General features: G+C 59.4%; 15 protein-coding genes, 1 pseudogene and 1 riboswitch. Of the genes and pseudogenes, 9 read left to right on the forward strand and 7 right to left on the reverse strand.

Annotated features, from left to right (window positions below; translation table 11 throughout):
• The 5 genes and pseudogenes from QD409_RS33655 to QD409_RS33675 form a co-directional block, all read left to right on the forward strand.
• Positions 1–144 (forward strand): annotated as a pseudogene (locus QD409_RS33655) (IS5/IS1182 family transposase); the annotation flags it as partial.
• Between the two features lie 153 nt (positions 145–297).
• Positions 298–414, forward strand: a riboswitch (TPP riboswitch).
• Between the two features lie 50 nt (positions 415–464).
• Positions 465–1,493 (forward strand): thiamine ABC transporter substrate binding subunit, encoded by a 1,029-nt coding sequence (gene thiB / locus QD409_RS33660; RefSeq protein WP_092847998.1) that lies wholly within the window; start codon positions 465–467, stop codon positions 1,491–1,493.
• A gap of 10 nt (positions 1,494–1,503) precedes the next feature.
• Positions 1,504–3,141 (forward strand): thiamine/thiamine pyrophosphate ABC transporter permease ThiP, encoded by a 1,638-nt coding sequence (thiP, locus tag QD409_RS33665; protein ID WP_430764872.1) that lies wholly within the window; start codon positions 1,504–1,506, stop codon positions 3,139–3,141.
• Positions 3,134–3,862: a thiamine ABC transporter ATP-binding protein gene (locus tag QD409_RS33670; RefSeq protein ID WP_092847993.1), complete on the forward strand. Its 729-nt coding sequence runs from the start codon at positions 3,134–3,136 to the stop codon at positions 3,860–3,862. The genes thiP and QD409_RS33670 overlap by 8 nt, the downstream gene beginning before the upstream one ends.
• Before the next feature lie 405 nt (positions 3,863–4,267).
• Complete coding sequence (locus QD409_RS33675; RefSeq protein WP_092848319.1) at positions 4,268–5,668, forward strand: M48 family metalloprotease; 1,401 nt, start codon at positions 4,268–4,270, stop codon at positions 5,666–5,668.
• A gap of 37 nt (positions 5,669–5,705) precedes the next feature.
• Here QD409_RS33675 and QD409_RS33680 read toward each other — a convergent pair whose 3' ends face one another.
• The 5 genes from QD409_RS33680 to QD409_RS33700 all read right to left on the reverse strand — a co-directional run bounded on the left by QD409_RS33680 (position 5,706) and on the right by QD409_RS33700 (position 12,037).
• Entirely contained in the window at positions 5,706–6,569 is an 864-nt protein-coding gene (locus tag QD409_RS33680; protein WP_430764873.1) for an RNA polymerase factor sigma-32, read from the reverse strand.
• Positions 6,570–6,977: 408 nt separating this feature from the next.
• Positions 6,978–7,550, reverse strand: coding sequence for a CarD family transcriptional regulator (locus QD409_RS33685; RefSeq protein ID WP_092847987.1), 573 nt, complete (start codon positions 7,548–7,550; stop codon positions 6,978–6,980).
• A gap of 396 nt (positions 7,551–7,946) precedes the next feature.
• On the reverse strand, positions 7,947–8,285 hold the full coding sequence (fdxA, locus tag QD409_RS33690; protein WP_092847984.1) for a ferredoxin FdxA: 339 nt from the start codon (positions 8,283–8,285) through the stop codon (positions 7,947–7,949).
• 206 nt (positions 8,286–8,491) lie between these two features.
• Positions 8,492–8,896 carry an RNA-binding S4 domain-containing protein gene (locus QD409_RS33695; RefSeq protein ID WP_092847981.1) on the reverse strand — a complete coding sequence of 135 codons (405 nt, stop codon included), beginning with the start codon at positions 8,894–8,896 and terminating at the stop codon, positions 8,492–8,494.
• A gap of 3 nt (positions 8,897–8,899) precedes the next feature.
• Positions 8,900–12,037, reverse strand: a complete 3,138-nt coding sequence (locus QD409_RS33700; protein ID WP_430764874.1) for a helicase-related protein — start codon at positions 12,035–12,037, stop codon at positions 8,900–8,902.
• A 1,290-nt stretch (positions 12,038–13,327) separates the two neighbouring features.
• Between QD409_RS33700 and QD409_RS33705 the strand changes: the two genes are divergently transcribed.
• The 3 genes from QD409_RS33705 to QD409_RS33715 all read left to right on the forward strand — a co-directional run bounded on the left by QD409_RS33705 (position 13,328) and on the right by QD409_RS33715 (position 14,110).
• Positions 13,328–13,483 carry a DUF3309 family protein gene (locus QD409_RS33705; protein WP_075853478.1) on the forward strand — a complete coding sequence of 52 codons (156 nt, stop codon included), beginning with the start codon at positions 13,328–13,330 and terminating at the stop codon, positions 13,481–13,483.
• A 43-nt stretch (positions 13,484–13,526) separates the two neighbouring features.
• Entirely contained in the window at positions 13,527–13,784 is a 258-nt protein-coding gene (locus QD409_RS33710) for a YMGG-like glycine zipper-containing protein (RefSeq protein ID WP_208858648.1), read from the forward strand.
• Between the two features lie 152 nt (positions 13,785–13,936).
• A complete protein-coding gene (locus QD409_RS33715; protein WP_430764875.1) occupies positions 13,937–14,110 on the forward strand; it encodes a hypothetical protein in 174 nt (57 codons plus the stop codon).
• A gap of 148 nt (positions 14,111–14,258) precedes the next feature.
• Here the strand turns inward: QD409_RS33715 and QD409_RS33720 are convergent, their stop codons facing one another.
• Both QD409_RS33720 and QD409_RS33725 read right to left on the reverse strand, forming a co-directional pair.
• Complete coding sequence (locus QD409_RS33720) at positions 14,259–14,984, reverse strand: beta-ketoacyl-ACP reductase (protein ID WP_092847973.1); 726 nt, start codon at positions 14,982–14,984, stop codon at positions 14,259–14,261.
• A gap of 97 nt (positions 14,985–15,081) precedes the next feature.
• Positions 15,082–16,263, reverse strand: a complete 1,182-nt coding sequence (locus QD409_RS33725; RefSeq protein WP_092847970.1) for an acetyl-CoA C-acetyltransferase — start codon at positions 16,261–16,263, stop codon at positions 15,082–15,084.
• 240 nt (positions 16,264–16,503) lie between these two features.
• Between QD409_RS33725 and phaR the strand changes: the two genes are divergently transcribed.
• Complete coding sequence (gene phaR, locus QD409_RS33730) at positions 16,504–17,076, forward strand: polyhydroxyalkanoate synthesis repressor PhaR (RefSeq protein WP_092847967.1); 573 nt, start codon at positions 16,504–16,506, stop codon at positions 17,074–17,076.
• Positions 17,077–17,411: the final 335 nt, after the last annotated feature.

A 17,411-nucleotide genomic window follows, 5' to 3' on the forward strand; every position in this document is an offset into this window, starting at 1 on the left:
GCCAAGCAACTCCACGGTCACCGATACGCCCGCTTCCGAAGTCTCGTGTGCGTCAGATGCCAGTGCCTGCTGGCTGCCGCCGCCCAGAACATCAAGAAGATCGCAATGGCCCTCACAAAGGCGCCAAAGCCAAGCATGGCCTGAGCAGATCAGGCCGTTTCAACAAAATCGAAACGCCACCTTCTCAAAAGCATCAATCCGCAAACACAAAACCCGCCGAAAATATCGACGGGTTTGTCAGCGGTCTGAAGGGAATCATTTCCCTTGTCATCCCTTCGTCACAGGGCTAAATCTGCCGACGCTCTAACGGGGTGCCTCACGTCCTATCGGACATGTGGCTGAGAGGCTTTTACCGGCCAACCCGCGGAACCTGATCCGGCTAACACCGGCGGAGGGATTAGACGCGTGACGAAATCATAGCGCCCTTTTCCCCTTCAAGACGAAACCTAAGAGGAGGCGCTGCCATGCACGACCGTTCGCTATTGTCACTCTTCACCGGCCTGGCGCTTGCTGCCGGAACAACGTTTTTCGCCGCCCAGCCTGCCGCAGCGGCCGAGAAGACGCTGACCATCTATACCTATGAGAGCTTCACCTCCGACTGGGGTCCTGGCCCCAAGGTCAAGGCCGCCTTCGAAAAGACCTGCGGCTGCACGGTCAATTACGTTAGCGTCACCGATGGCGTCGCGCTTCTGTCCCGCCTGAAGCTCGAAGGCGCCGGCACCAAGGCCGATGTTGTCCTCGGTCTCGATACCAATCTCGTCGACGAGGCAAAGGATACAGGCCTGTTCGATGCCAGCGGCGTCAACACATCGGCACTCAAGGTCCCCGGCGATTTCAAGGACGATGCCTTCGTGCCCTATGATTACGGCCATTTCGCCGTCATCTATGACACCCAGACCGTCAAGAATCCGCCCAAGAGCATGAAGGATCTCATCGAGGGCGACCCCTCGCAGAAGATCGTCATCGAGGATCCGCGCACCTCGACACCGGGTCTCGGCCTGCTGCTCTGGATCAAATCGATCTACGGCGACAAATCAGCCGATGCCTGGACGAAGCTCAAGGGCAGGATCCTGACGGTAACGCCTGGCTGGTCGGAAGCCTACGGCCTCTTCACCAAGGGCGAAGCGCCGATGGTGCTCTCCTACACGACGTCACCGGCCTATCATGTGATCGAGGAAAAGACCGACCGCTACCAGGCGGCCGCCTTCTCGGAAGGACATTACATCCAGATCGAGGTCGCCGGCCTCGTCAAATCCTCACCGAACAAGGATCTCGCCCGCGACTTCCTGAAATTCATGATCTCGCCCGGCTTCCAGGACATCATCCCCACCAGCAACTGGATGATGCCGGTCTCGGCCACATCGGCGCCGCTGCCGGACGCCTTCGGCAAGCTCGTGAGCCCGACGAAGACCTTTCTGATGAGCCCGGACGTGGTCGAAAAGAACCGCAAGGCTTGGATCGACGAATGGCTCGCCGCCACCAGCGGCAATTGATATCTCGTCCATGCTTACGGCATCCGAAAGAAGACGCGCCATTTCCGGTGGGGCGCTCAGCCTTGCAGGCATCGCGTCTTTTGTCGGGATCGCCGTCGTAGTCCTGCTTGCCGCCGGTATCGGGTCCGGCGGCGACAACCCGATTACCGATCCCTATCTGCTGCGCGTGCTGCGCTTCACGCTGCTGCAGGCGATCTTGTCGACGCTGCTCTCCATCGTGCTTGCCATACCGGTCGCCCGCGCCTTAGCGCGCCAGCCACACTTTCCCGGTCGGCTATGGCTGATCCGGCTGATGGCCGTGCCCATGGGCCTGCCGGTGCTGATCGGCGCGCTCGGTCTGCTTGGCATATGGGGACAGCGAGGATTGCTCAACCAGGCGCTGGCGGCGCTCGGCCTCGCGCAGCCCGTCAGCATCTACGGTCTTGCCGGCATTCTGCTGGCACATGTTTTCTTCAACATGCCGCTCGCCTGCCGGCTGATGCTGGCAGGGCTGGAGCGCGTGCCCGCGGAATATTGGCTCGTGGCCGGTGGCCTCGGCATGAAGCCTGCCTCGGTCTTCCGCTTCATCGAGTGGCCGGTGCTGCGTGGCCTCATTCCAGGCATTGCCGGCCTGATTTTCATGCTCTGTGCCACCAGCTTCACGCTGGTGCTGACCCTTGGCGGCGGCCCGGCCGCAACGACGCTGGAGGTCGCGATCTACCAGGCGCTGCGCTTCGACTTCGATCCCGGTCGCGCCGTGATGCTGTCGCTGCTGCAGATCGTCGTCACAGCCGTAATCCTCGGGGCGATGACGCTGTTTCCATCGCCGGACGATCACGGGCTGACGAGCGGCCGTGCCCTGCTGCGTATCGACGGACAGCTTCGCGCCGCGCGATGGGTCGATGCAGCTTTGCTGCTCGCCGCCGCCCTCTTCATCGGCCTGCCGCTCGCATCCGTCATCCTCTCCGGTCTCGAAGCCGATCTTCTCAAGCTCGCCGGTCAGGCGATCTTCCAGCATGCGGCCGTGACAAGCCTAGCAATCGCCTTCGCCGCTGGCCTTCTGGCCGTCGCGATTTCTTTCGCCATCATTCACGCTCGCTCGGTCATCTCAGCCGATCGCAAGAAGACATCGAGCCTGCGCGGCCTGGCAGCGGCCCTGACCGGAACCTCCTCCCTCATCCTGCTGGTTCCGCCGATCGTGCTGGCAACCGGCTGGTTCCTGGCGCTGAGGCCGCTCGGCGACCCCAGCCGATTTGCCGCAGGCCTGATTGTCGTTATCAATGCCCTGATGGCGCTTCCCTTCGTCATCCGCGTCCTAGAACCGGCCTATGCCGTCCACCGACGCCGCACGGAGCGACTGGCCGCAAGCCTCGGCCTTCAGGGGATCTCCCGCCTACGATTGATCGACTGGCCCGGCCTTCGCAAGCCGCTCTTCACGTCGCTCTCCTTCGCCATGGCCCTTTCGCTCGGCGATCTCGGCGCCGTGGCTCTTTTCGGCTCCGACAGTCTGATGACCCTGCCATGGCTGGTCTATAGCAAGCTCGGCAGCTACCGCACCAACGACGCCAATGGATTCGCCTTGATCCTCGGCTTGGTATGCTTTCTCCTCACCATCGCCGGCACTGCGGGCCAAGGCACCCGCGACGGCGAAGGCAAGCAAAATGACTGACGGCAGCAACATGATCGGACGCAGCATCGTTATGACCGGCGTCGAATTGCGGCTCGGAACGCATGATTTCCGCTTCGAGTGCGCCTTGCCGCAGGGCAGGATCATTGCCGTCGCCGGCCCTTCCGGCTCGGGCAAGTCGACCTTCCTCAATCTCGTCGCCGGCTTCGAACGGCCCGATCGCGGCCGTGTCCTGCTCGCCGGACAGGATGTGACCGGCAAGCATCCCGCCGAGCGGCCAGTGTCGCTCGTCTTCCAGGACAACAACCTCTTTACCCATCTCGATCTCTTCACCAATGTCGGCCTCGGCATCAGCCCTTCGCTGAAGCTCTCTAAGCAAGATCGGCAAAGGGTCTCGGAGGCGTTGGCGCGTGTCGGGCTCTCCGGCTTCGAAAAGCGCAAGCCGGGAACGCTGTCCGGCGGCGAACGCCAGCGCGCCGCCTTCGCCAGAGCGCTGGTGCGCGACAAGCCGATCCTGCTTCTCGACGAGCCCTTTGCCGCGCTCGATCCCGGCCTGCGCTCCGGCATGGTCGAGCTGTTGAAAACCCTGCACCATGAAACCGGCAACACGGTCCTCATCGTCTCGCACGATCCGGCCGAAGTACGGCGCCTTGCCGATCACGCCGCTTTCATCGATGGCGGCAGAATCGAGCTTTCGGCGCCTATCGAAACCTTCCTGAAAGCCGCAGGTATCCCTGCATTGGCCACATTCCTACAACATTGAGTGCGGCGCAGCATCTTGCTGTCGGCTTTGCCTTAATTTCGTCGCGCCGAGCGGCTGAAAGTCTAGGGAAATGCTTGCTAAAATACAACGCTGCCACATTTAAACGGAGTCTCGCTATGCAACCGGTGCCAAAATCGGCTACAGCAAGGGGTAGAGACCGTCCGGGCAAATGCGGATCGCCGGGATAAAGGCAAGCTTTATCGGCACGCGGCGATGATCGGCCTGCCCGGTAACGATCAACCGGATTTGGCGCCGAGCCGGCATGGCAGCGAAATGAGCGAGACACTGGTAAAGAAGCACAGCGAACGAGCAGAACGAAGGATCAGGGTGACCGCCGCAGCCCGTTTGCGTCACCTGGCCCCGCTTTTTGTCGCCGCGACGATCCTGAACAGCTGCCAGTCTGTGATGGATCAGTCCTATCAGCCGAGCGTCTCGCCATCGGCAAATCCGCAGATCGTATCCGAGGTGCAGAAGAACGATCCGCGCGCGCAAATGGGCGCTCGCGAGCATCCGCGCATTCTCGCGAGCTATGGCGGTGAATATAAGGACGCAAAGACCGAGCGCCTGGTGGCCCGTATCGCCGGCGCCTTGACCAGCGTGTCGGAAAATCCGCAGCAGTCCTACCGCATCACCATTCTCAATTCGCCGTCGATCAACGCTTTCGCACTGCCGGGCGGCTATCTCTACGTGACGCGCGGCCTGCTGGCATTGGCCAACGACGCCTCGGAAGTCGCTGCCGTCTTATCGCACGAAATGGCGCACGTGACAGCCAATCACGGCATCGAACGGCAGAAGCGCGAAGAGGCGGAAGTTATCGCCAGCCGAGTCGTTGCCGAAGTCCTATCGAGCGATCTTGCCGGCAAGCAGGCGCTCGCGCGCGGCAAGCTGCGCCTCGCCGCCTTCTCGCGCCAGCAGGAGCTGCAGGCCGACGAGATCGGCATCCGCACGCTCGGCCAGGCCGGCTACGACCCCTATGCGGCTGCGCGCTTCCTGAACGCCATGGAAGACTACAGCCGCTTCATGTCGGCCAATTCCGACGCCGACCAGAGCCTGGACTTCCTTTCGAGCCACCCGAGTACCCCGCAGCGTATCGATCTCGCCAAGGCCCATGCCCGCGAATTCGGCGAAGAACGCAAGGTCGGCGACAGCGGTCGGGACTATTATCTGAACGGCATCGACGGCCTGCTTTATGGCGACAGCCCCGAGGAAGGCTATGTGCGCGGCCAGACCTTCCTGCATGGCGGCCTCGGCATCCGCTTCGACGTGCCGCCCGACTTCCGCATCGACAACAAGGTCGAGGCCGTCATGGCGACCGGTCCAGGCGACATCGCCATCCGCTTCGACGGCGTTGCCGATACCCAGAACCAGAATTTGACGAACTATATTTCCAGCGGCTGGGTGACCGGCCTAGACCCCTCGTCGATCAAATCGATCACCGTCAACGGCATGCCGGCAGCCACCGCGCGCGCCTCCGCCGATCGCTGGGATTTCGACGTCACTGTCATCCGTGACCGTACGCAGATCTTCCGTTTCCTAACGGCCGTTCCGAAGGGAAATATCGCCCAGCTCAATCAGACGGCCAATGTGCTGCGCTCGAGCTTCCGTCACATGACGCCGGAAGAGGCAGCATCTCTGAAGCCGCTGCGCGTCCGCGTCGTCACCGTCAAGCCGGGCGACACGATCACCACGCTTGCCGCCCGCATGATGGGCACAGACCGCAAGCTCGACCTATTCAAGCTGATCAATGCAATGCCGACCGGTGCGAGCATTGCCGTGGGCGACAAGGTCAAGATTATAGCTGATTAAGAACCTTTGCCTTCTCCCGAGCGGGAGAAGGTTGCTTTCAGGCGTAGCTTGCCATGCCCGGATCGGCATCGACCAGCGCGATGCGGAGCTTGTCCATGGCGCGGCTTTCGATCTGCCGCACGCGCTCCTTGGAAATGCCGAGATCGGCACCGAGCTCCTCAAGCGTCGCCCCATCTTCGACAAGGCGGCGGGCACGAATGATCTTCATTTCCCGTTCGTTGAGATGCTTCAACGCCGATGCCAGCCACACGCGACGGCGTTCGCCGTCGATCATGTCGGACACCTGCTCATCGGGAAGCGGCTCGGCGCTAATGAGGAAATCGATGCGCTCGGCACTTTCGGAATCGCCCGCGATCGAAKGGGCCTGCAGCGAGGTGTCGCTACCCGAAAGGCGCGCATCCATGGTCTGCACGTCGGCAAGGCTGACGCCAAGCGTTACTGCAATTTCTTCGTGAATGGACTGGACGGTGACGCCGGAATTGCTGCGGGCGAGCTTGGCGCGAAGGCGGCGGAGATTGAAGAACAGCGCCTTCTGCGCCGAACTCGTGCCACCGCGTACGATCGACCAGTTACGCAATATATAGTCCTGAATCGAGGCACGGATCCACCAGCTGGCATAGGTCGAGAAGCGCACTTCGCGCTCCGGCTCGAAGCGGGCAGCTGCTTCCAGCAGGCCCACATATCCTTCCTGCACGAGATCGCTCATCGGCAGTCCGAAATTGCGAAACTTGCCTGCCATCGAAATGACAAGGCGCATGTGGGCAGTGGCAATTTGATTGCGCGCGCCACGATCGTCATGATCCTTCCAGCGGATGGCAAGGTCATGTTCCTCGTCGCGATCGAGATAGGGAGCAGCCATCGCAACTTTGATCATACGCCGATCTGCAGACATATTCGTCATATGTATCTCCTAGGTTCGGCCTCAAATCGTCTCTAATGCCGCGGTCGACGAAAAGGGCAACAAGCATCGTTTCCGAACATCGCTGTTCGGATGGAAATCAATGAATGAAATTTCAAATTGGAGACCGATATCCGGTTCGCCGGATGATCGATGACTAGTCTAGTTCGATCTCAGCGAATGGGTCTGACGATTGAAGCATCTTCAGATCGCCGGGGGGCTTCGAATGACAACGCATAGGCCGGTCCTCGTGAATGTCCATAAACGGCCTGTTTGGAAAACTCTCCCACCGGAGTGCACCCACACGGACCGCCAACACGAAGCTTTAAACGCGGCAGGACGAAAAAGGTTCCAAAGAAAAAACCCGGCGCGATGGCCGGGTTTTTGAAAGCAGTAGCTTATGCCTTGGCTTTATGCGGCTTCGTCCTGGGAATCGTCGTCCTCGACGATCTTGCCGCGCTTCGGGCCTTTGTTGAGATTGGTTTCGACAAGGCGAACGGCCTCGGTTTCCGACATCTTGTTGACTGCGGCAATTTCGCGCGCCATGCGGTCGAGCGCAGCTTCATAAAGCTGACGTTCGGAATAGGACTGCTCGGGCTGGTTCTCGGCGCGATAGAGATCGCGAACCACTTCTGCGATCGAGATCAGATCGCCGGAATTGATCTTGGCATCGTATTCCTGGGCGCGACGCGACCACATGGTGCGCTTCACGCGAGCCTTGCCCTGCACGACCTTCAACGCCCGATCGACGAAATCCGTTTCGGAAAGCTTGCGCATGCCGATGCTCATGGCCTTGGCCACCGGCACCTTCAGACGCATCTTGTCTTTCTCAAAGTCGATTACGAACAGCTCGAGCTTCATGCCCGCGACTTCTTGTTCTTCAATTGCGGTGATCGTGCCGACACCGTGGGCCGGATAAACGATCGCTTCACCAGTCTTGAAGCCATGGCGTGCTGCTGAAGGTTTTTTCTGCTGGATCGTCATTCTTTTCAAAAACTCCCTGTTACGCGCCCGTCAAGGGCCGGGGCCGGGTCAGTCAGGCCCGGATGAGACGGAGTACCGTCAAGTGACTTCAATTCTGGTCCAGCCAGACTCATGCAAAAAGAAACCCGCCCATCGCGACCTTAGACCCGACACACAAAACGTTGATATGTCAGGGAAACCGCGTACGGATTGGTGATTTGCTTTCGTGATGGTTTTGGGCATGCGAAATGCCGCTGTGGATCAGTGTGAGCAAGGTATCACAAAAATCTGAGGAAATCAATAATTTGCTTCACGCACGCCAAAAAGGCCACGTTGATAGCCTTGCGGCTCAAGCGAGGTGATTCGCTCCGTACGATATCGACTACACCTTTATGGGCGGCCTGTCACCGCCGCAGATCAATCGCCCGCGCCGGGCTTCGTCGAGAAGTATTTCTCGAACTTGCCCTGCTCTCCATCCATTTCCTTGGCTTCCGGCAGCTCATCGCGCTTGACGGTGATGTTCGGCCAGATGGATGCATATTCGGCATTGATCTTCAGCCACTTGTCGAGGCCCGGCTCCGTATCGGGCTTGATCGCCTCGGCGGGACATTCCGGCTCGCAGACGCCGCAATCGATGCATTCGTCAGGATGGATAACGAGGAAATTCTCGCCTTCGTAGAAGCAGTCGACGGGGCAGACTTCTACGCAATCGGTATACTTGCAGCGGATGCAATTATCGGTCACGACATATGTCATGAAGCACTCCAGGAATGACTCTAGCTTCCGCGGCTGTGCAACCTGGAACGTCGCACCCTTCCACGGAGCCGAACGAACAGACGAATGCGCCACGCGCAGACTCGCCGCTCGGCTGGTTACCGGCAGGTTGATCGTGAGGTATCGACTTTGCTGCCCAATTTCAAGGACAAACAATCTTCAAAACAACAAACGAAAGACAGAGTTTTCTAATCATCATCCGAGATCAGGCGATCGATTGCGCGCCGGTCGCGCTTTGTCGGCCTGCCGCTGCCCGGCGCTCGCTGAGCCTGCTCTAAAGCGGTGAGGTGTTTTGTCTCACTCGGCGGCGGCGTCAGGTCTTCGTAGAGCAGCTTGGCTTCCTCGAAGGGGCCTCTGCGGTCGCCGGTTGCCCGCACGATGAGAATGACATCGCGGCGTTCGAGAGAAAGCTCTATTCGATCGCCGGCCTTGAGGTTGTAGCTTGGCTGCACAACCCGCTCGCCATTGACTCGCACGTTGCCGTTCTGCACATAAACTTGGGCCAGCGAGCGGGATTTCACCATGCGGGCAAAGAAGAGCCATTTGTCGATGCGCTGGCGCGAACCGGAAAATGGCTGCTTCTCGTCCTTCATGGCTTATTTCTTCATCTGCTCCTTCAGGGCAGCGAGCTTTGCGAAAGGAGAATCCGGATCGATCGGCTTTTCCTTGCGCGGCGGCTTGGCTTCGAAGCGCAAAGGCTGCGACGCGCCGCGGTTGTTGCGGTCGTTCCGATTGTTGCGGTCGTTCCGGTCGCCACGCTCCTGACGGTCGTTGCGCTCGCCACGGCCGCCCTGCTGCTGCGGACGTCCGCCCTCGCGATTGTTGCCGCGCGGGCCCTTGTCTCCGCCACGAGCTTCACGCCCGTCACGACGATCGCGGCCTTCGCGATTACCTTCCCCGCTTGCCTGCTCGCCGCCACCGCGACGATTGCCTTGCTGACCGCGGCCCTCACCCTGCTGGCCACGGCGATCGCCATGATGACCACGGCCGCCCTGACGCTGCTGCTGATCGCTGCGGCCGCCAAGACGCCAAAGCAGAACCGGCTTTGGCTCAACAGGTTCGGCGGCAACGGCATCTGGTGCTGCTTCCGTGACTGCGGCAACTTCAACTGCCGCAACCTCGGCAGCCGGAGCTGCCTCTTGCGCAGCGGCTTCCGTTTCCTTAGCCGGCTCTTCGCCAGCGGCGTCGGCATCGTCGTGATCCGCCTTTTCGGCAGCGGCTTCAGCAGCCGGCGCCGGTGCGGCATTCGTATCCTGCTGAGCGAGGAAGGCTGAAGCCTCCTCCGGCTTTACGGAATCGGCGCGATAGCCGAGACCCTTGAGGATTTCCTCCATGTCCTCCAGCGTCGCGCCGAGGATGGAGAGCATCGCCGTCGTCGTCGTGAACCGGCGGCCATCATACGCACCTTCGGGACGCGAAGCCTGGCCCGGCTTCCACTGCAGAAGCGGACGGATCAAATCCGCCAAACGCTCGAGAATGTCGATACGCACCGCACGCTTGCCGAGGAACCGGAAGCCTGCAAGCTTGTAGAACATGCGCTCATAGCTTGGATCGGTGACAACAGACGTACGGCCGGCGGCGAGCACGGGGATCAGATCGCCATAGCCCGGCTTGTCGAGGCCATCATTTTTCAATGCCCAGAGCAGGGTGATGAGTTCGGCCGGAGCCGGCTTCAACAGTGCGGGCACGAAAATATGATAGGCGCCGAAGCGGACGCCGTAGCGGCGCATGGAGGCGCGTCCATCCTGATCCAGCGACTTCACCTCTTCGGTAACGTCGCGGCGGAACAGAACGCCGAGATTTTCCACCAGCTGGAAGGCCAGCCCCTTGGCAAGCCCCTGCAGATCCTCGGCGCGCGACAGGTCGTCCAGCGGCTTCAGGATTGTGCTGATGTGATGATTCACAAAGCGCTCGATACGGGCGGCGACATGATCGCGCGCATTGCCCGTCAGCTGCTCGTCGGCGAGCAGGATGACACGCGGCCGCATTATATGATCGCTGCCCGACAGGCGCGCCACGGGATCGCCCAGCCAGCGCACCAGACCATCGGCGCTGATCGCAAGATCTCCATTGCCGGCCGCATGCATGCGGGCGGCACGCGCCTCGAATTCCAGCGCGAGCGCCTTCAGCGAGGCAGCATGGACAGCCTTGGCGTCCGGCCCCTCGGTTCCCGAGATAGGCGTGAACCGGAATCCGGTCAACTGTCCCACATGATGCCCCTCAACGAAGACATCCCCATTTACACTGATTTCAGCTTCCAGCATCGCATTCTCTCTCAGGCGCTTCATGAGCACAGATGTCCTGCGATCAACAAAGCGTTTCGTCAACCTCTCATGTAACGCGTCGGACAATCGATCTTCGATTTCCCGCGTCTTTTCTTGCCAGTGTGTCGGATCGGCAAGCCAGCCGGGCCGATTCGATACATAGGTCCAAGTCCTTATCTGCGCGATTCGTGCCGAAAGCGTGTCGATCTCGCCATCTGTCCGATCGGCGCGATGCACCTGTTCGGCAAGAAAGTCCTCTTTCACCGTGCCATAGCGCACAAGATCGGAAAAGAGGGTAGCAATGAGATCGGCGTGCTGTGTGGGCGTTATGCGCCGATAGTCCGGAAGCGCACAAGCTTCCCATAATTTCTCAACCCGGGCCGGGTTGCTGGCAAGATCGACAATCTCCAGGTCGCGTGACAAATATTCCAACGCCTGCTGGTCTACCGCAGGCAGCGCCCGCGTCAAGCCCTGCACGCGTGGCGCGTCTTCTAAACTGGCGCGCAGCGCGGCGATAGAGGAGAAATCGAAATCCTTGGTGCGCCATTGCAGCACTTTCACCGTATCGAACTCGTGTCCCTCGATCCGCCGCACCAGTTCGTCGTCGAAGGGATCGACCTGGCCCGTTACGCCGAAAGTGCCATCCTTCAGATGGCGCCCGGCCCGACCCGCGACCTGCCCGAGTTCGGCCGGATTGAGATTGCGGAACTGGTAACCGTCGAATTTGCGGTCCTGAGCGAAGGCCACGTGATCGACATCGAGATTGAGACCCATGCCGATCGCATCGGTCGCGACCAGATACTCCACATCGCCGGCCTGATAGAGTGCGACCTGCGCATTGCGGGTCCGCGGACTGAGCGCCCCGAGCACGACGGCGGCGCCGCCGCGCTGGCGACGGATAAGCTCGGCGATGGCATAGACCTCGTCGGCAGAGAAGGCGACAATCGCGGTGCGCTGCGGCAGTCGCGTGATCTTTTTCTGACCGGCATAAAAGAGATGCGAAAGCCGCGGCCGCTCGAGAACGGTAATGCCGGGCAGAAGCTGCTCGAGAATCGGCCGCATCGTGCCGGCACCGAGCAGCAGCGTCTCATCCCGGCCGCGCAAATGCAAAATGCGGTCCGTGAAGATATGGCCGCGCTCGAGGTCGCCAGCCAACTGCACCTCATCGATGGCGACGAAAGAGGCCCGCGTCTCTCGCGGCATGGCCTCGACCGTACAGACCGAATAGCGCGCATTGGGCGGCGATATCTTTTCCTCGCCGGTGACGAGGGCGACATTCTGAGCCCCGACCTTTTCTACCACGCGAGTATAGACCTCGCGCGCCAGCAGCCGCAGCGGCAGGCCGATAACGCCGCTGCCGTGCGCCACCATACGCTCGATGGCATAATGGGTCTTGCCGGTATTAGTCGGTCCGAGCACCGCGGTTACGCCGCGTCCGCTCAGGATCATAGGCTGCGAGATTTTAGTCATTGGTCCGTGTATGGGCGAGAAACTACCGTCTTCCGATCAGCAAGCTCCTCTTGGAAGAAAGGAAGAGATGACGACCATATGTGACAAAGGCAAGACCTGAATGAAAAAACAGTAGCCGGAACAATCGATTTCGCAATGGGTCGTTTCAACTGGAAGATACATTGCCCCTACATCCCATACGAGTCCAGCGGATTCCGGAACAGCCTGAGAACGAATCGGCGACGAATCGCTGACTCGATAGTGTTCCCTATGTGTTCGCTACTACATATGGAATTCGAATCATAGATTCCCACCAGATACTGAATCGCGATTTCACCGGTCTCTCCATGTGAAAACGAGTCAAGTGATGAATCCGAACGAAGCCGCTTTTCGCAAGCGACCATGGTTAATCATTTGTAAAGGATAACTATTTTTCCGATTCCAGCCGCTCTGTTAAGATTCGGGTCAAAGCCGGAACGAATCGGCGACGAATCGCTGATTTCGGCCGATTCTACCTTTGTTCCCCACAATATGTAGCGTCTTCGCCAGCGATTCACACTGGACTCTCGATGGTTGAAGTCGCGATTCGAGCCGAATCGTGGATTGCGATCAGTCTTTCGGCGAGCACAAATATAAAAATCGATATTTACATTCATAGATTGCAGACATTAACGCTTCGATCAAAGCTCGAACGATTCGGCGACGAATCGCTGATTCATGCATGTATTTCATTTATTCACGGCTATATATGGTGGCGCGGATGGGGCGACATCGCGACATGAAGAACCAGCATGTTCGCGAACTCCTCCGCAAACACCCTTGCGTTAACCGATCGAGCCCTCCCGAACGCTACTTTTCGGCGACTATTGGCGGCCTCCGCCCATGGCGGCTTCCCGCTGTTCCCTTCGTCCGGAGGGATCGCCATCGTGCTCCAGCGGCTTCCATATTAACCAAGGCTCAAATGCAGAACGAATCGTCGACGAATCGCAGACATGGGCTTTTTCCCGTTTTGTTCACCGCAACCTATTGTATTTTAATTATATTTTAACCATAAGATTAAGTCTCGCCTTACCCGCGGTTCCTGCCGGCTCGCGCCACCGCGTTAAGATTTCGCAGACCATGAATGCCCTCGGCGTCGGGATTTTTATTTCTTAGCCGGAACAATTTTATGCCACGCAAGTTTCTAAGGCAGAAGTGCTGGGAACACCGTCTGCGCGCATCGCGAGCGGTCACGGTAGAGGTTCTGAAGCGTGTCGCTGGATGGCTCAAGGCGTTGGGAATATTCGGGCACGGACATGGAGGAGACATATCATGCTTGGTACAGTATTGCTTGTGATACTGATTCTGCTGCTGATTGGCGCACTTCCGAGTTGGGGCTACAGTCGCGCTTGGGGGTATGGCCCGTCGGGTGGTCTCGGGCTTGTTCTCGTCATTGTTCTTATTCTGCTATTGATGGGGCGGATCTGATCCGCAGATCATTGTTGAAAACTTCGAAGCACCAGGAGCTAACATCATGAAGAAGATCATCGTCGCGATCGCCATCGTCGGCGCACTGGCGTCGTGCACGGCAACGGAAAAAGGCACAGCCATCGGCGCTGGCACCGGCGCTCTGATCGGCGGCGTTGCCACTCATAGCTGGGGTGGCGCAGCTGTTGGCGCAGTCGCCGGCGGCCTCGTAGGCAACCTCATCGGCCAGTCGCATGAACGCCGCGGCTACTGCATCTACCGCGACCGCTATGGCAACCGCTATGAGGCTCGTTGCCGCTAAGACCAAGTTTCATGACCGGCCGACTTGTCGGCCGGTCATGACATTCAAGCTTGGCACACCGGACGCTTGAAGCGGCAATTTGAGAGACGATTCCTTTCCCGCACCAGCCTGTTTGCGGGGATGAAGCAGTGTTTTGAGAAAGGACCGGCGTCATGGCCGCAATTATCGCAAGCATTGCAGCATTCGCACTCGTCGGCACGACCTTTTACGCGCTCGGCTGCGCGGTCAGGGCCCGCAACAAGGAAAAACAGCGCATGGCGCCGGAAGCCGTCATCCTGGAATTCAAGCCGCGACAACGGCAATCGGCCGGCTCGGGCCGGGGATGATTGCCGGGCTTACCCGGCAATCCCTGAGAGCATTTCCAGAAAAAGCGCACAGCGGTTTTCCGTCCGGATGCGTAACGAAACAAGAAGATAGAGCATTTTCGCGATTCGAACGAAGAAAAGCGGAAACGCTCTAGATATAGAAATCCGCTCAGACGAAGAACTGTCCGCCATTGGCTGATATGGTCGATCCCGTGATGAAACCGGCATCGTCACTGGCAAGGAAGACCACGACGCGGGCGATTTCCTCCGGTTCGCCGAGGCGTCCCACGGGGATCTGCGGGATAATCCGCTCGTTCAGCACCTTTTCCGGCACCGCAAGCACCATTTCCGTGCCGATATAGCCTGGGCAAATGGCGTTGACGGTGATGTTCTTGTTGGCCCCTTCCTGGGCAAGCGCCTTGGTGAAGCCGAGATCGCCAGCCTTGGCGGCAGAGTAGTTCGCCTGCCCCATCTGCCCCTTCTGACCATTGATCGAAGAGATGTTGATGATTCGGCCAAAGCTGCGCTCGCGCATCCCCTGCCAGACATGGTGCGTCATGTTGAACAGGCCGGTGAGGTTGGTATTGATGACCTCGTGCCACTGCTGCGGCGTCATCTTGTGGAACATGGCATCGCGAGTAATACCGGCATTGTTGACCAGGACTTCGACGTGGCCGAGATCGTGCTCGATCTTGGCGATGCCCTTGCCGCAGGACTCATAGTCGGTCACATCCCACTTGTGGACGGAGATGCCAGTCACATCGTGGAAAGCCCGGGCTTTTTCGTCATTGCCGGCATAGGTTGCCGCCACCTTATAGCCCGCATTGTGCAGCGCCATCGAAATAGCCGCTCCAATGCCGCGCGTCCCTCCGGTTACCAATGCCACTCTGCTCATGTGCCACTCCCCTTTTGTTGCTGCGGAGACGGGACGCTCCTACATCGAGCGCCCTCTCCACTTTCACCACGTCTTCAGGAATTCTCGCTTGAGACGCTCAGAGCGCCTCGAAGCACATTGCGACACCCATACCGCCGCCGATGCAGAGCGTAGCAAGCCCCTTGCGGGCGCCACGGCGCTTCATTTCGAACAGCAGCGTGTTGAGAATACGGGCGCCGGAGGCGCCGATGGGGTGACCGATGGCGATCGCGCCACCATTGACGTTGACGATCGACGTATCCCAGCCGAGGTCCTTGTTGACGGCGCAAGCCTGGGCCGCAAAGGCTTCATTGGCCTCGACGAGATCGAGATCGCCGACGGACCAGCCGGCTTTCTCCAACGCCCTGCGGGAGGCCGGAATGGGGCCTGTGCCCATGACCTGCGGATCGACGCCGGCAGTCGCCCAGGAGACGATGCGGGCAAGCGGCTGGATGCCACGGCGCGAGGCTTCAGCCTCGGTCATCAGAACGGCGGCGGCAGCGCCGTCATTGAGGCCGGAAGCGTTACCGGCGGTCACTGTACCTTCCTTGTCGAAGGCAGGCCTCAGCCTGACCATGCCGTCCAGCGTCGCGCCGTGGCGGATATATTCGTCGGCATCGACGATCACGTCGCCCTTGCGTGACTGGATCGTGAAAGGAACGATCTCGTCCTTGAAACGCCCGGCCTTCTGCGCAGCTTCGGCCTTGTTCTGCGAGGACACGGCAAACTGGTCCTGATCGTCGCGCGAAAGCTGCCACTGCCGCGCGACATTTTCCGCCGTGATGCCCATGTGATAGCCATAGAAGGCATCAGTCAGGCCGTCCTTGATCATGGTGTCGATCATCTTCATGTCGCCCATCTTTGTGCCGCCACGTAGATGCGCGGCGTGCGGGGCCATCGACATGGATTCCTGGCCGCCGGCGACGATGATCTTCGCATCGCCGGTCGCGATCTGCTGCATGCCAAGTGCGACGGCGCGCAGGCCGGAGCCGCAAAGCTGGTTCACGCCCCATGCGGTCGCTTCCTGTGGAATGCCGGCCTTCATCGCAGCCTGGCGAGCCGGGTTTTGCCCTTCGCCGGCCTGCAGGACCTGGCCGAGGATCACTTCGTCGACTTCCTTGGCATCGACGCCAGCACGCTCCAGCGCGCCCTTGATGGCGACGGCTCCAAGCTCATGAGCCGGGACGGTCGCAAACGCGCCGTTGAAGGAGCCGACGGCGGTGCGAGCCGCGCTGGCGACGACGATAGATGAACTGGTCATGAAAGCCTCCTCACTGAACGAACGTGTATATAAGTCGAAACTGTCAAAGCTTTGCGCCAGAGTCAAACTGCAAGAATTTCCGGTGCGCAGATTTCATGAAGCCGTCATCGCTCACAAAAATCCAATCAAAGGAAAGGGCTTGCCGCATCGCACAAACCGATTGTCACCAAGCTTCTTTTGCGTCTACACTCAGCGGTGGAGGAGTATTCCATACAATCAGACGGGGCCAGGAGACTGATAATGGCGAAGAATGACGGCCAGATCGTAATCAAGAAATACGCCAATCGCCGCCTATACAATACCGGCACCAGCACTTACGTGACGCTGGACGACCTGGCGGAGATGGTGAAGAAGGGCGAGGAATTTACCGTCCAGGATGCCAAAAGCGGCGAGGATATTACGCATTCGGTCCTGACGCAGATCATTTTCGAACAGGAATCGAAGACCGGTAACACGCTACTGCCGATTTCCTTCCTTCGGCAGTTGATCGGCTATTACGGCGATCAGATGCAGATGGTCGTGCCTAGCTTCTTGGAACATTCCATGCGCGCCTTCACCGAGCAGCAAACACAGATGCGCGAGCAGATGAACCGCGCCTTCGGTGAAACGCCGCTCGGCAAGAACCTGCAACTGCCGATGCAGATGGTCGAGGAACAGGTTCGCCGCAACACCGAGATGTTCCAGCAAGCCATGCAGATGTTCTCACCCTTCATGAAGCCGCCGGCCAAAGAAAGCCGCAAGGCTGAAGCTAAGGACATCGACGAACTGAAGGAACAGCTCCGCGCCATGCAGAGCAAGCTAGATAGCCTCTAAGATCAGTCCTCGCATCTGCAGCGGATGCGAGAGCCGTCAAGGCTCTTTGGAATCAACGAAATCTTAGGCCCACAAGCGAAAAAGGCCGGCCAACGCAGCCTGTGTGAGAAGTCCGGCAAATCAATTAAGTTGGCCGCATTGGAAACGATGCGGCCATTTTCATGGGATACATTTCAGGGACTGATCGGGGTCAGACGTCGCTGTTGCCAGCCCGGATCGAGGATTACGTTGCGGCAGATGCTGCGGTGCGGGTGATCGATGCCTTTGTCGATGGGCTTGATGTTGCGCAGCTCGGATTCAGGCGAGCGGTTGAGGCCTCGACAGGTCGTCCCCCC

The organism is Rhizobium sp. BR 315, assembly GCF_050577975.1.
Lineage (GTDB): Bacteria > Pseudomonadota > Alphaproteobacteria > Rhizobiales > Rhizobiaceae > Rhizobium > Rhizobium miluonense.